General features: G+C 72.8%; 10 protein-coding genes. 3 read left to right on the top strand and 7 right to left on the bottom strand.

Translation table 11 applies throughout. The features are described from left to right. The first annotated feature begins 261 nt into the window (after window positions 1–261). The 3 genes from AB0B55_RS00485 to AB0B55_RS00475 all read left to right on the top strand — a co-directional run bounded on the left by AB0B55_RS00485 (window position 262) and on the right by AB0B55_RS00475 (window position 5,799). On the top strand, window positions 262–1,080 hold the full coding sequence (locus tag AB0B55_RS00485; RefSeq protein ID WP_357169086.1) for an FAD binding domain-containing protein: 819 nt from the start codon (window positions 262–264) through the stop codon (window positions 1,078–1,080). Next, the gene (locus tag AB0B55_RS00480) at window positions 1,077–3,812 is read left to right on the top strand and encodes a molybdopterin cofactor-binding domain-containing protein (protein ID WP_357169083.1); all 2,736 of its coding nucleotides are present in this window, start codon (window positions 1,077–1,079) and stop codon (window positions 3,810–3,812) included. The genes AB0B55_RS00485 and AB0B55_RS00480 overlap by 4 nt, the downstream gene beginning before the upstream one ends. A 127-nt stretch (window positions 3,813–3,939) precedes the next feature. Next, window positions 3,940–5,799, top strand: coding sequence for a 5'-nucleotidase C-terminal domain-containing protein (locus AB0B55_RS00475; RefSeq protein WP_357125318.1), 1,860 nt, complete (start codon window positions 3,940–3,942; stop codon window positions 5,797–5,799). Between the two features lie 66 nt (window positions 5,800–5,865). Here AB0B55_RS00475 and AB0B55_RS00470 read toward each other — a convergent pair whose 3' ends face one another. From AB0B55_RS00470 to AB0B55_RS00440, 7 genes are read right to left on the bottom strand one after another with little or no spacing between them, the layout of a single operon-like run. Further along, window positions 5,866–6,861 carry a DUF2156 domain-containing protein gene (locus AB0B55_RS00470; RefSeq protein WP_357125315.1) on the bottom strand — a complete coding sequence of 332 codons (996 nt, stop codon included), beginning with the start codon at window positions 6,859–6,861 and terminating at the stop codon, window positions 5,866–5,868. A gap of 18 nt (window positions 6,862–6,879) precedes the next feature. Next, window positions 6,880–9,804, bottom strand: coding sequence for an FAD-dependent oxidoreductase (locus AB0B55_RS00465; protein WP_357169080.1), 2,925 nt, complete (start codon window positions 9,802–9,804; stop codon window positions 6,880–6,882). Then, the gene (locus AB0B55_RS00460; RefSeq protein ID WP_357125308.1) at window positions 9,804–10,319 is read right to left on the bottom strand and encodes a hypothetical protein; all 516 of its coding nucleotides are present in this window, start codon (window positions 10,317–10,319) and stop codon (window positions 9,804–9,806) included. The genes AB0B55_RS00465 and AB0B55_RS00460 overlap by 1 nt, the downstream gene beginning before the upstream one ends. A 2-nt stretch (window positions 10,320–10,321) precedes the next feature. Next, the gene (locus tag AB0B55_RS00455) at window positions 10,322–10,810 is read right to left on the bottom strand and encodes an SRPBCC family protein (protein ID WP_357125305.1); all 489 of its coding nucleotides are present in this window, start codon (window positions 10,808–10,810) and stop codon (window positions 10,322–10,324) included. Between the two features lies 1 nt (window position 10,811). After that, window positions 10,812–12,095, bottom strand: coding sequence for an aminotransferase class III-fold pyridoxal phosphate-dependent enzyme (locus tag AB0B55_RS00450; protein WP_357125302.1), 1,284 nt, complete (start codon window positions 12,093–12,095; stop codon window positions 10,812–10,814). Window positions 12,096–12,103: 8 nt separating this feature from the next. Continuing rightward, window positions 12,104–13,234 (bottom strand): acyl-CoA dehydrogenase family protein, encoded by a 1,131-nt coding sequence (locus AB0B55_RS00445; RefSeq protein WP_357125299.1) that lies wholly within the window; start codon window positions 13,232–13,234, stop codon window positions 12,104–12,106. Beyond that, window positions 13,231–14,757, bottom strand: coding sequence for an aldehyde dehydrogenase family protein (locus AB0B55_RS00440; RefSeq protein ID WP_357169077.1), 1,527 nt, complete (start codon window positions 14,755–14,757; stop codon window positions 13,231–13,233). Before AB0B55_RS00440 ends, AB0B55_RS00445 begins: the two co-directional genes overlap by 4 nt. Window positions 14,758–14,773: the final 16 nt, after the last annotated feature.

Raw genomic sequence — 14,773 nt, 5'->3', positions numbered from 1 at the left:
TGATGCCTGTGGGTCATCAAGATGACTCACCGGCATCACGCTCATTCTGGTGTCCGCCGTCCGCCCCTCGGCTCGACCGAGGACCTTGACACCCGGCCTGGACGAGTACGTGTCCAGGTGGCTGCCCGCTGTGCGAAAGCCCAACTCGCGGCGGCGAGCACCCGGCAGCCTTCGTGCCCTGAGCCAATGGGCTGCGACCCTCCGCACTGCTGAGATGGCTGTCAGGTGAGCCGACCGGGTTCGCGGGACGGGGTGTGCGGGGTGGATCTGAACTCGGTACGGACCGTGGTGCCCGCGGCGGCGGCCGGTCGCTGGCAGCCGGGCGACGCCTGGCTCGCCGGTGGCACATACCTGTTCTCCGAACCCCATCGGCACCTCCGCCGGCTCCGCGACCTGACCGGCGAGGACTGGCCGCCGGTGACCGACACACCGCGTGGCCTGGACATCGCCGCGACGTGCACGATCGCGGAGCTGGCCCGGTCCACGACGGTGCGGCCCACGGCACTGCGGGAGCTGGTCCGGCGCTGCTGCGAGGCGTTCCTCGCCTCGTTCAAGATCTGGAACACGGCGACCGTCGGCGGGAACCTGTGCACGGCGCTGCCGGCGGGCCCGATGATCTCGCTGGGCACGGCCCTGGACGGCACCTGCCTGCTGCTGACCGCCGAGGGCGGCCGGCGTGAGCTGGCGGTCGCGGACTTCGTGACAGGCGAGGGCACGACCGCCCTCGTACCCGGGGAGTTTCTGCGGTCGATGACCCTGCCCGCCGCCTCCCTGCGCAGTCCGACCGCGTTGCGCCGGGGATCCCTGTTCGTCGGCGGCCGGTCCGCCGCGCTGCTGGTCGGCCGCACCGACCCGGACGGGTCGTTCGTGCTCACCGTGACCGCGTCCACGGTACGGCCGGTGCAGCTCCGGTTCGACGCCCTGCCCACGGCCGGGACGCTGCGGCAGGCCGTCACCGACGGCATCCCCGCCGAGCGGTACGTCGACGACGTGCACGGTCTGCCGCGGTGGCGACGCCACCTCACCCTGCTGTTCGCCGAGCAGATCCGCGCCGAACTCGCCGGAAGGAGCCCGCGGTGACCGCCGGCGGAATCGTGGTTGACGGGACGGCGTGCAACCAGGCCCCCCGGCCCGGCCAGTGCCTGCGCACCTACCTGCGCGAACGCGGTCGCCTCGGGGTCAAGAAGGGCTGCGACACGGGCGACTGCGGCGCCTGCACGGTGCACGTCGACGGCCAACCCGTGCACAGCTGCGTCTACCCGGCGGTCCGGGCCCGGGGTCGTCAGGTCACCACCATCGGCGGCCTGGCCACGCCCGACGGCCTGCACCCCGTGCAGCAGCGCTTCCTGGACGCGCAGGGCTTCCAGTGCGGTTTCTGCACCGCCGGGTTCATCATGACGGCCGCCGCGCTCGACGAGCGCCAACTCGACGCGCTCCCGCAGGCGTTGAAGGGCAACCTGTGCCGCTGCACCGGCTACCGGGCGATCGAGGACGCCGTTCGCGGTGACCGCCACGTCCACGAGCCGGCCTCGGGCGCGGCGGTCGGGGCCAACGTGGCGGCGCCGGCCGGCCGGGAGGTGGTCACCGGCGCGGCCCGGTACACGTTCGACGTCGACGTGCCCGGTCTGCTGCACCTGAAGGTGCTGCGCTCGCCCCACCCGCACGCGCGGATCCTGGCCGTCGACACCACCGCGGCGCTCGCCCTACCGGGCGTCCACGCGGTGCTCACCCACGCGGACGCCCCCGACCGTCGCTACTCGACCGCGCAGCACGAGCACCCGAGCGACGACCCGGCCGACACCCGGCTCCTGGACGACGTGGTGCGCCACGTGGGCCAGCGGGTCGCCGCCGTCGTCGCGGACACCGAGGCCGCCGCCGAGGAGGGCTGCCGACGCGTCGTCGTGCGCTACGAGGTGCTACCGGCGGTCGTCGACCCGGAGGCGGCGATGGCACCCGGCGCGCCGGTCCTGCACGGCGACCGGGGCGCCGAGGCCGGCATCGCCCGACCGGCCGACAACGTGGTCGGCGAGATCCACGCCGAGGTCGGCGACGTGGACGCCGGGCTCGCGGCCGCCGACCTGGTCCATCGGCAGACGTTCCGCACCCCACGTGTGCAGCACGCCAGCCTGGAGACGCACGGGGCGCTGGCCTGGGTCGACGCCGACGGACGGGTGACCGTACGCTCCAGCACCCAGACGCCGTTCCTCACCCGCCGCGCGCTGTGCCGGCTGTTCGACCTGCCGCTGGACCGGGTGCGGGTGCTCACCGGCCGGGTCGGCGGCGGGTTCGGCGGCAAGCAGGAGATGCTCGTCGAGGACCTCGTCGTCCTCGCCGTGCTGAAGACCGGCCGCCCGGTGAAACTCGAACACACCCGCGCGGAACAGTTCACCGCCACCACCACCCGGCACCCCTTCACCGTCGAGGTGACCGCCGGCGCCCGTCGGGACGGCACCCTGACCGGCATCCGCCTGCGGGTCGTCTCTAACACCGGGGCGTACGGCAACCACGGGCCCGGTGTGCTGTTCCACGGCTGCCACGAATCCCTGTCGGTGTACCGGTGCCCGAACAAGAGAGTCGACGGGTACGCGGTCTACACCAACACCGTCCCCGCCGGCGCGTTCCGCGGCTACGGCCTCGGGCAGGTCAGCTTCGCCGTCGAGTCGGTCCTCGACGAGCTGGCGCGACGCCTCGACCTCGACCCGGTCGACCTGCGCGCCCGCAACGTCGTACGCCCCGGTGAACGACTCGTCCCCCCGGCCGGCCACGACGACGACCTGACCGTCGGCAGCTACGGCCTCGACCAGTGTCTGGACGTCGTCGCCGCCGCCGCGCGGGACGCGGGACCGCCCGCACCGCCCGGCTGGCTCACCGGGCACGGCATGGCCCTGTCGATGATCGCCACCGCGCCACCCGGTGGGCACCACGCGGACGCCCGGGTGACGCTGCTGCCCGACGGGCGTTTCGAGGTCGCCGTCGGCACCGCCGAGTTCGGTAACGGCAGCACCACCGTGCACCAGCAGCTCGCCGCCGAGACGCTGGGCACGACGCCCGACCGGATCGCCATCCGCCAGTCCGACACGGACCTGGTCGGGCACGACACCGGGGCGTTCGGCAGCACCGGCACGATCGTCGCGGGCACCGCCGTCCTGCGCGCCTGTCGGGCGCTGCGTGACCGCCTGCTCGCGTTCGCGTCCGCGCACACCGGCGTACCGGTCGCGCACTGCCGACTCGACGCCGACGCCCTCGACTGCGCCGGCGACCGGCTGTCCCTGCCGGACCTGTGGGAACTCGCCCAGTCGGCCGGCGAGCAGACGGCCGCCGACGGGCACTGCGCGGGCACGCCACGGTCGGTGGCCTTCAACACGCAGTGGTTCCGGGTCGCGGTCGACCCGGACACGGGCGAGATCCGCATCCTGCGCAGCGTCCACGCCGCCGACGCCGGCACGGTCGTGAACCCCATGCAGTGCCGGGGCCAGGTCGAGGGCGGGGTCGCCCAGGCCATCGGGGCCGCCCTGTGCGAGGAGGTACGCGTCGATCCGGGCGGCACCGTCACCACGGCCGCGTTCCGCCAGTACCACCTGCCGACCCTCGCCGATATTCCGCGAACGGAGGTCCACTTCGCCCGGACGCGCGACGCCGTCGGCCCGCTGGGCGCGAAGTCGATGAGTGAGAGCCCGTTCAATCCGGTCGCGGCGGCGCTGGCGAACGCCCTACGCGACGCGACCGGCATCCGCTTCACCGATCTGCCACTCACCGCCGACCGGGTCTGGCTCGCTCTGCACGAGCAACGTTCAGCACCGACAATTACCTGATGGTCACGTGAACGGGTACGTTACTCGCCATTCACACGGATGACTGACCATGAGCGCGAAGATCAAGCAATCTCCTTCGAGGGCGCCCGAATGGCGCTTCCACCGATGGTCCGATGAGGAGTATCCCTTGCGTTCCCTTCCTATGCGCGCGGCTCTGGCCACGGCCGCGGCGACACTCGTCGTGCTGGGCACCGCGCCGGCCCCGGCGCAGGCCGCGCCGACCGAGGTGCAGATCCTCGGCTTCAACGACTTCCACGGCCGCCTGGAGGCGCCCACGGCGGGAGTCGGTGGCGCCGCGCAGATGGCCGGCATGATCGAGCAGTTGCGGGCGGCCAACAACAACACGCTGGTCCTGTCCGCCGGTGACAGCATCGGCGCGTCCCCGTTCATCTCGCTCGTGCAGAAGGACGAGCCGACGATCGACTTCCTCAAGATGATCGGCGTCGACGCGTCGAGCGTCGGCAACCACGAGCTCGACCGCGGGTTCGACGACCTCGACGACCGGGTAATCCCCCGCTCCGGCTTCCCGTACCTGGCCGCGAACGTGTACCGGGGCACCGAGGCCGCTCCCGGCCGCCTGGCGGAGTCCACCGTGCTGACGGTCGGCGGCGTCCGCATCGGCGTCGTCGGCGCGGTCACCCTGGAGACCCCGTCGCTGGTGTCACCGGCCGGCATCCCGGGCCTGACCTTCAAGGACCCGACCGCCGAGGCGAACCGCGTCGCGGCGAAGCTGAAGGCCGACGACGACGTGGACGCCGTCGTGCTCCTCGTGCACGAGGGCTCGGAGGCGAGCGGCACGGACGCCGCCGCCTGCGCCGCCGTGGCGGACCCGAGCACTCCCTTCGGCAAGATCGTGACCGGCGCCAGCGCCGACATCAACGTCATCATCTCGGGTCACACCCACGTCCCGTACAACTGCTCGTACGACGTGCCGAAGCTGGGACACAAGCGGCCGGTCCTGCAGACCGGCCGGTACGGGGACGCCCTGGACCAGGTCAAGCTCACCGTCGCCGACGGTAAGGTGACCGCCGCCGAAGGCGCCGTCCTCCCGATCAAGGGCTACCCGGCGGACCCGGCGGTCGCGCAGTTCGTCGCCGACACCAAGGCCGAGGCCGACGTGCAGGGCAAGGTGAAGATCGGCGAGATCACCGCCGACATCAAGCGCGCCGTCACCGCCGAGGGCGTCGAGGACCGTGGCAGCGAGTCGACCCTCGGCAACTTCATCGCCGACGTCCAGCTGGAGGGCACCCGCGCGGCCAACCGGGGCGGAGCGCAGATCGCCTTCATGAACCCGGGCGGCCTGCGCGCCGACTTCGTCAAGAGCCCCGACGGCACGGTCACCTTCGCCGACGCCGCCACCGTCCAGCCGTTCGCCAACGACGTGATCACCAAGACCTACACCGGTGCGGAGATCAAGGAGACGCTGGAGCAGCAGTGGCAACCGGCGGGCGCGTCGCGGCCCTTCCTGCACCTGGGCGTCTCCAAGGGCTTCAGCTACGTCTACGACCCGAACGGTCCGGCGGGCAACCGGGTCATCGCCGACCGCATCTTCCTCAACGGCACGGTCATCGACCCGAAGGGCACCTACCGGGTGACGGTCAACTCGTTCCTGGCCTCCGGCGGTGACAACTTCAAGGCGCTCGCCGGCGGCGTCGACCCGCTCGCGACCGGCGACAACGACCTCACCGTGCTCGTCGACTACCTCCGGGCGAAGTCCCCGGTCACCGCCGACACGGTGGAGCGCGCGTACACCGTGGACCAGCCGGGCGCCCCGGTCGGCGGCGGCCCCAGCGGTGAGCCCACCGGCAGCCCCACCGCCAGCCCCAGCGGCGGCACCGGCAACGGCGGCGGAGCCGGCGAACCCGGTCTGCCGATCACCGGCGTCAAGGCCCTCACGATCGCCGGCGCCGGCATCCTGCTGTTGCTGGCCGGCGCCGTCGCGCTCGTCGCGGCCCGGCGGCGGCGCATTCGCCTGACCGTCGAGTGACGCGAAGCTGAAACGAACTGTCGTCTCCGGAAGCCCGCGCGGCTTCCGGAGACGACCGTCGGTCTGTCACACCGCCCGGGTCAGCCGCAGCAACCGCCAGACGGTACGCAGTGACACGCTCGGATAGAAGCCGACGTACTCGGGCGTCACCCGCGGCTGCCACTTCTCCTTGAACTCGGCCTGGCTGCGGGCCGGGTAGATCCAGTCCCCGTGCTCGGCGATGAACCCGATCAGCCGGTCCGTGCCCCGATGGCTGCCACCGGCCGGCTGGTGCCGGGGCGACAGCTCCCGGAACGGCGTGAGGCCCAGGTGCAGCCACCGCGCACCCTCGGCCTGGAAACGCTGCGACGCGACCACGAACGCCAGGTCGACCGCGCCGGGTGGCGCGTCGGGCTCACGGCGCGTGATGTCGTACAGCCAGCCGCCCTCGCGGCCGAACGCCGGGGAGTACGACACGTACGCCACCGGCGCACCGTCGGACAACGCGAGGAACAGCCGGCGTACGGGATCGTCCTGGCGGGCACGCTCACCGACCAGGAACTCGATCTGCTTGACGTGCCGGCCCTTGTCCGCGAGCCAACGGGCGTCCAGGGCGTCCAGGCGCGCGGCGAGCGGCGCGTCGTACGGCACGTCCCGGCCGGCCTCCACGACGGTGACCCCGGCCCGCCGGGAGCGCGCCAACTTGTTGCGCACCTTCTCGAACTTGCGGCCACGCAGGCTGAAGCTGTCCAGGTCGATCGAGTACGCCGCGCCGAGCTGACTGAGCTGGTAACCGAACTCGGCGTACAGGTCGAGGTCGTCCGGGGTGAGCTGGACCGCGCACAGCCGCCGGCCCTCCTGCTGCGCCCAGCCGTGGAACGCCCCGAGCAGCCGCTTGCGGTCCTCCGGGTCGGCGTAGACGCTGCCCAGTTGCACGGCGTGCCGCCGCCCGGCCGGCCGGTACGCGATGAACCCGTCGAGACCGGTCACCGTGAAGTGCCGCGTCTCCCTGTTCAGCGCCAGCGCGGCGCTGGAGTGCTGCGCGTGCCGGCGCAGGACGGCCAGGGCGGTCATCGGTTCCATGGCGGTGGCCTCCACCTATCAGGGAGCGGACGGGTCGTGGCGGGTCGCCGCGCGCCGGCGTGCCCGCGCGAGCTGGACAAGGTCCACGGCCTCACGCCCGACGGCCGAGGCGGGTTCGCCGCCGGTGACACGGTGGGCGACGGCACCCACCAGCCGGGGCAGGGTGAGCAGTCGGTCGGCGTCGAGCCGGTCACCCATCACGTCATCGAGCCGGCCCACGGCCCGGGAGTTGCGCTGGAGGCCGGCGAGGAACGCGTGCTCCATCGCGGTGACCGTGCCGCCCCGGCCGATGTCCTGGCCGTACCAGTAGTTCGGCAACTCAGCCCGGTCTCGGTTCCGGGCCCACCGGGCCAGCCCCGACGACAGCGCCGCCGGCTGTTCCCAGTGCGCGGTCAGCACCGCCGCGAGCGCGCGGGCGTTGCGCAGCGCGTCGTTGATCCCGTGTCCCAGGGTGGCGTCCTTGGCGTGCCCGGCGTCGCCCACCAGGGCCCAGCCCGGCCCGAACGGCTGCCGGAAGAAGGACGGGTACCGCACCACGCGGTGCAGGTCCCCCACCGGCTCGCCGGCGGCGGCGAGGTGGCCCACCTGCGGGCTGACCGACTCGACGTGCCGCAGGAACCCGGCCACCTTCTGACCGGCCAGCTCGCCCTGTAGGCGCTCCGGAGGTTGCGCGATGACCACGAAATCCTCGGGACCGGTGGGCAGGATCGAGACGATGTGCACCCCGATGCGGTGCCACAGCAGCGCCGGCGGGATCCGTGCGCCGGTGAAGTACCGCCAGAGCAGGGCCCGTTCGCTGCGCGCCGTCAGGTACTGGCGGGCACCCACCCACCGGGCCACCGACGAGTTACGGCCGTCCGCTCCCACCACCAGCCGCGCCGACACGTCCCGGACCGAACCGTCGGCACGCTGCACGGTCACGCCGCGCACCGCGCCGTCCGCGCCGTGCCGCAGACCGACGACGGCGGTGCCGGTGGAGGTCTTGGCGCCGGCGGCGACCGCCCGGTCCAGCAGAACCTGGTCGAGGACGTCCCGAGGTGGACACAGCCCCGGGTCGTCCGGGTGGCGGAAGTGCAGCTTCACGTCGTCCAGCCGGACCCACACGTCGTGCAGCGGCGGCACGCCCTGTGCGACGACGGTGTCGTACACGCCCTCGATCCGCAGGTCCTCGGTGCCGTGCAGGATGTGCGTGGACAGGGTCGGCGCGGGCAGGTCACCGCGGTCGAACACGGCCACCGACAGACCGGCTGCCGCGAGCCGGGCCGCCAGCGCCGAACCGGCCACCCGCGCCCCCACGATCACGACGTCGACCTGCTGCTCCATCGCCCGGTTGCCGGCCACGACCGCGCCGCCCGTCGCCGCCGCCGGCAATCCGGTGGCCGGGCCCGTTGGTTCCGCGGCCGCACCGACCGGCGGCACCGTCGCGGTGGCCGCTGGCTCTGGGGCCGCGGCGACCGGCAGGTCTGGCGTTGTGGCCGGCCCGGACGCCGCGGAGACTGGCAGCTCCGCCGCCACAGCGACCGGGGGCCGAGTTGGCTCGACGGCCGACGACGGGTCGGTCGGCGCGACAGGGGTCACGAGGGCGGGTGGGATTGGCGAGCGGCGGGCAGGGGCGATCTTGTCGGCCGCGTCCAGCCCGCGCAGGTAGCCGGCCAGCAGCAGGTTGCCGATCCGGCCCGTCGGCATCAGGCCCGCGGTGCCGCGCAGCCAGGGCAGCTCCGGCAGCGGCGCGGTCGGGTCGGCCGCCGTCGGATCCGAGCGGTCGACCAGCCGGGGGGCGAGCACCTCGGCCGTCAGCGCCGAGAGGGCCAGGCCGTGCCCACACCACGCGCCCGCGAACCACACCCCCGGCCGGCCCGGAACCGGACCGACGATCGGCAGCCGGTCGAACGTGGACGCCGTGACGCCGGACCAGAAGTCGGTCACCGGCACGTCCGCCAGCGCCGGAAAGGTCGCGGCGAGTTCGCGGACCAGCCGGTCCCGAACGGCGGCGATACCGCGCTCGTCGACGCGCGGCTCCAGCAGGGCGGGACCACCGCCGAACAGCAGCCGGCCGCGAGCGGTCATCCGCAGGTAGTTGAAGAACGACCGGCTGTCGATGGCCGCGCCGCGCCCCTCCCAACCGGTCCGCGCCAGCAGGTCGGCGGGTACGGGGCCGGTGCGCAGGACATGGGTACGGATCACCGCGACGTTCCGGGTGAACAGTCCCAGCCCGGTGGTGAAGCCGTCCGTGGTCAGGGCCACCCGTCTGGCGCGTACCCGATGTCCCCCGGCCGTCACCGTGACCGGGTCGCCGCCGGTGATCGCGGTGACCGGCGTGTTCTCGGCGATGCGCACCCCGGCGGTGAGCAGCGCCGCCCGGAGTGCCTGGACCAGCAGCCACGGGTTGACCAGCGCCACGTCGGGGTAGCACAACGCGCCGTGGTAACGGGTGCTGCCCAGGCGCTCGGTGGCGCCGTCGCGGTCCAGGTAGGAGGCGTCGAAGCCGAGGTCGCGCAGGGTCTGCGCCTGACGTCGGAGCGATCCGGCGTGTGCGGGCGCCGACGCGGCCACGAGCTGGAAGCCGTCGGTCAGCTCGCAGCCGTCGGGCAGACCCCGGGCCAGCCGCCGCAGCGCGGCGATCCCGTCGAGCGTGGCGGCGAACATGGTCCGGGCCCGGTCCCGTCCGTACCGTCTGACCAGTGTCGTGATCGGGCCGCCGACCCCGGGGCCGACGATGCCGGTGCTGTGTCCGCTGGCGCCGGAGCCGACCTCGGTGGCCTCCAGGACCAGGATGTCGCGGGCGGGCAGGTGGTTCGTCAACTGGTACGCCAGCGCGAGCCCGGCCAGCCCTCCTCCGACGATGGCGACGGACGCCTCCTCGTCGCCGGCGAGGGCCGGCAGTCGCGCGGCCCGCGGGTCGTCGCGTTGCCAACCGCTCGCCGCGGAGACCGGCCGGCTCATCAGGCCACCGAGGTGGGTCTCGACGTGGCCGTCGGGACCGGTGAGTCGGCTCGCCCGGCAGGGGCCGGCGACGGACCGCCGGTCACCTCGCGCAGCAGCGCGTCGAAGGCGGGCAGACGCTTCGGCTCGAACGGCACGCCGAAGGGCTTGAGCTGGTTGCCGAAGAGCGAGCGGTCACCGAAGAGGTGGATCGGCACCGCCAGCAGCGCCCATTCCGGCCCGATCAGCCAGGCCCAGAGCGCCACCACCAGTCCAGCGCTGAGCAGGCTGTGCATGCTGTTGTAGAGGACGTAGTACGCCTTCGGAATCCGCCCGTCCGGGCTGCGATGGTAGGCGATCGCCCCGGGGATGTAGCCGATCAGGTCGATGTAGAGGAACAGCCCGATCGCCGGCAGCCACCGGATCTCGTCCCAGTGCGCGATGAACAGGCCACTCGCCAGCGCGAGCCCGGCGAACCACTCCGCGCGGTGCAGCCGGGCGGTGGTCGGCGTGTCGAACGTGTTCAGCTGGTCCATCGTCAGGCCTTCCCGCTGACGCCGACCGACGCGGTCGCCAGGACGCCGTCCGGGATGGTCACCGCCGGGAACAGTCCCCGGAGAACGTGGTGGATCGTCTCGGTGAGGACCCGCTCCGCGACCGGATCGATGATGCTGGCGAGACTGGGCACGCCGAAGTCGAAGCTCGCCACGAACGTCATCGCCACCCCGTCCGGGTCCTGGCGCAGCGTCCACGCGCCGGAGAACTCGTCGAAGTCACCGTCGATCTGGTCGAACTCGATGGTGAGACGATCGCGGTCCAGGTCGTCGGCCTCCGTCCAGGCCAGGATCCCGTTGCGGAACAGGACCTCCCACGAGCTGACGACCCGTCGCGCGTCGGCCGGCGACTGCACGGTCACCCTCTGGACCACGTCGACCAGGTGCGGGTAGCGCTCGAAGTCGACCAGCTGGTCGAACACCGCGCCGCCGTCCCCACCGGAAAGGAATGCCTGGATCTCGACCCGTCGCATGTCAGTGGACCCCCAGCCGGTCTGCTGTCGGATAGCGGTGGCCGAGCGTGCGCAGCGCGCCGTCGAACGCGTCGACCAGGAGGGCGACCTCGTCGCCGGAGAGCACCGCGGGTGGAGTGAGGCGCAGCACGGCGCTGGCGTTCAGCGAGTGGTTCACGATCACCCGGGCGTTGAGGAGTTCGAGGATGGCCTCGCCGGCCAGCCCCGGACCGGCGAACTCCACGCCGATCAGCAGCCCGACGCCGCGTACCTCACGAACCAGGTGCGGATACCCGGCCGCCGCCGCCCGCAGGCGGGCCAGCAACTCGTCACCGAGCGTCGCCGAGCGCTCGACCAACCGTTCCTCGGTGGCGACCGTGATCGCGGCACGGGTGGCGGCCATCGCGATCGGCGCGCCGGAGAACGTAGACGTGTGCAGGAACGGGTCCTTGTCGAAGGCCTGGAACGCCTCGGCGGTGGCGACCACGGCGGAGACCGGCACGATGCCGCCGGACAGGCTCTTGCCGGCCAGCAGCACGTCCGGTGTCACGCCCTCGCGAAGGGCGCCCCACCAGTGACCGAGGCGGCCGACGCCGGTGAGGATCTCGTCGAGCACCAGGAACGCGCCGTGCTCCCGGCACAGTCGGGACACCTCGCGCAGGTAGCCGGGCGGCGGGATGACCACCCCGCCCTCGCCCTGCACCGGTTCCATGATCACGCAGGCCGGCGGCCCGGCCGCCAGCACGGCGGCCAGCGCCTCGGCGTCTCCGTACGGAACGTGCGAGGCGTCCGGCAACAGCGGGCGGAACGGACGCTGGTAGAGGTCCTGCCCGGTGACGGAGAGCGCCCCCATGGTCTTGCCGTGGTATCCGTTGACGGTCGAGACGAGCCTGCGCCGGCCCTGGACACGGGCCATCTTGATGGCCGCCTCCACAGCCTCCGCGCCGGAGCCCGCGAAGTGCACCCGGGTCAACCCGGGCGGCGCCACCGCGACGAGCGCCGCCGCGGCCTCGGCCACCGACGGCTCCAGCATCAGTCGGGTGGCAATCGGATGGCTCTGGATCTGCGCGATGACCGCGGCGACCACGGCCGGGTGCCGGGCGCCATGCAGGAACACGCCGTAGCCGCCCACGTTGAGGAAACGGTTGCCGTCCGAGGTGTACACCCAGGCGCCCTCGGAACCGACCTCGACGTGCCCGCCGAACATGTCGCCGAGCTTGGCGCGGCCCCGGGACAGGAACCGACGGTAGTTGTTCCGGACCTGCTCCCGTACCTGCTGATCGGTCTCTACGCTGCTGGCTGTCACCACTCCTCCTAGCTCACCACGAGCGGCTGGCCGCCGAACCAGGCCGTCAGTTCCGCGGCGGTGCTCACCCGCGACGGTGGATGGAAGGCGACCGCGTGCGACGTGGCGGCGAGATAGGCCACCTCGGGCGAGGAGATGAACGCCATCCCACCGAGCAGATCCACCGACCCGCGCACCGCCGTGGCGATCGCGTTCGCGGCGGCGAAGCGCACCACGAGCGCCCGGCCGAGGGCGTCGTTGCCGCCGTCGCCGTCGTCGAGACTCCGTGCCGCGCCGTCCAACATGATCGCCGCGCCCTGCACGGCGGTCGCCACGTCCGCCCGCTCGGTGACCGGTCCCCGGCCGCTGGTGATCGCGCGCTCGACCAGCGCGGACGCCACCCCCAGGTAACACGCGGTCACCAGGAGCTGGAACCAGACGAACCCGATGGTCTGCAGGTCGTCGAGCTGGCCGTCGAGCGCGACCTCCGGGTAGACGAACAGGTCCGGGTGCACCTCGACGTCGTTGAGCAGCACGGCGTCGGACTCGGCGCCGGTGAGCACCGGCGACGCCCAGAAGGGCTCGATCGTGATGCCCGGCGACTCCGCCGGGATGAGCGCCACACCCAGGCGGGTGCCGCCGTCGTCGGTGGGCACCGCCACGCTGGCGGTCAGCAGGTCCATCGAGGCGGAGAGGCTGCACGGGCGCTTCGCACCGGTGACCCGCCAGTTCTTGCCGTCCCGCCGGGCCGTCATGGTGGGCGTCAGGATGCCGCGACCGGCATGCCCCTCGGCGAAGCCGGAGGCCACCAGCCGGCGATCGGTGGCCACCGCCTCCAGCAGCATCCACTCGAACCCGACGTTCGCCCGGGCCAGGGCCACCAGGCCGGCGACCGAGAACTGGTGCATCGTGGTGGCGACCGCCAGCGACGGCGCCTGCGCGGCCAGGGCGCGGGTGACCCGCACGGCCTGGAGGGCGGACGCGCCGAGCCCCTGGTAGGTCTTGGGCACCACCAGACCCGCGCCCCCCGCCTCCCGGAAGAGGGCGACGCCCGGCCCACCCGGGCGCTCCAACTCCATCAGGGGAACCTCGCCGAGCCTCTTGAGCAGGCCGGGAAGCAGCATGTCGCAGGTGTCCCGCTCGGTGTCGAGAAAGCTCATGCCGCCAGACCCTCCCGCTCGGCACGCAGCGGGGAGGCAAGTGCCGCCCGCCGGGGCTGGACGTCGCGACCGATGCTGATGCCCTGCAGGTGCGACGTACGCAGCATTGGATAGTTGCTCTCGCCCCCCGGGCCGCCGGTCAGGCCGGCGCCACCGTGGGTGGACAGGTACGGGACGAACCCGATGTGCGAGTCGTTGATCTTGAGTAGGCCCCCGTTGTGCACCCGGGCCACGAACTGCTCGACCATGGACTCGTCACCGGTCCAGACCGAGTTGCGCAGGGCGTACTCGTTGGCGTTCAGGAAGTCGATGACGTCGTCGAGCAGGCCGTCGCCGTGGTCCGGGTCGGGCACCACCACCGGCAGCAGCGGGAAGAAGGTCTCCCGGGCCACCGCCCACACCGCCCGGGCGTCGGTCAGGCCGTTGACCCGCAGAACGGTCGGCTCGACGAACACCCCGGTGGACGAGATCGAGCCGTCCAGCTCCATCCGGTTCCCACCGGCGAGCACCTCGGCGCCGCACTCCGTGGCCTGCTCGACGTACCGGGCGAACTGGTCGCTCTTGAGCACCGGCGACAGCAGCACGTCCGGATCCTCGGGATGACCGGGCCGGATCTTGCGGGCGTGGCTGATCAGGCGGGCCAGCAGACGGTCCGCGATCGCCGGGTGGGCCACCACGTAGTTGGGAACCATGCAGATCTGCCCGGACCCGAAGAAGCTCTCGGTGAGCGCCTCGGCGGCACGGTCGAGATCGGCGTCGTGCCACACCACGCAACCGTCGTTGCCGGCCAACTCCAGGATCGGCTTCTTGCCCCGGCGTACCGCCTCCACTCCGAGCGGGATGCCGAGTTCGCTGCTGCCGAAGTAGAAGATGTCGTCGACGAGCGGGCTGGCCAGGAACTGGTCGAGGATCCGCTTGGGCGGGCCGCAGACCACGTTCAGGGTGCCGGGTGGGGCACCGACCTCGTCGAGGATCGGCGCCACGATCTCGCGCAGCACGAACATCACGCCGTAGGGGCTCCCCCGCGGCGCCTTCACGACGAGCGCGTTGCCGGCGGCGAGCGCGGGAACGCCGAGCAGCGAGTTGACCGCCGCCGCGTTCTGCGGTGGGCTCAGCGCGACCACGCCGTCGGGCTTGCGTACCACCAGTAGACGCCGGTTCGCGTCGTCGTACTCCCGGTGCATCTGCTCCGCGCACAGCCCGATCGTCTCGGGGCTCGTCCCGTGCAGGCACCCGGCCAGCTCCCACTCGGCGAGCGCGCGGGGGTGCCCCTCCTGGACGAGGACCTCCACCACCTCGTCGTGCCGCCGGCGCAGCTCCTCGTGGAGTCGGTGCGCCACCTGGAGCCGTACCCGAAGAGGCATCGCGCCCCAGACGGGCGCCGCCGCCGCGGCGGCCTGGATGGCCTGCTCGACGACGGCGTCGTCGGCCACCGCGCAGCGGGCCAGGACGCTCGCGTGGTCGTCGCCGTCGTGGCGACGGCCGCGGTCCAGGTCACGCTTGAGGGAAAGCTGGGGCAGCATGTCGTCGAGCACCGCC

It is taken from the genome of Micromonospora sp. NPDC049107, from assembly GCF_040648595.1.
In the GTDB taxonomy this organism is placed as follows: Bacteria; Actinomycetota; Actinomycetes; order Mycobacteriales; family Micromonosporaceae; genus Micromonospora.
Note: the sequence above shows the minus strand (reverse complement) of the source record. Positions and strands in the feature narration are given on the sequence as shown.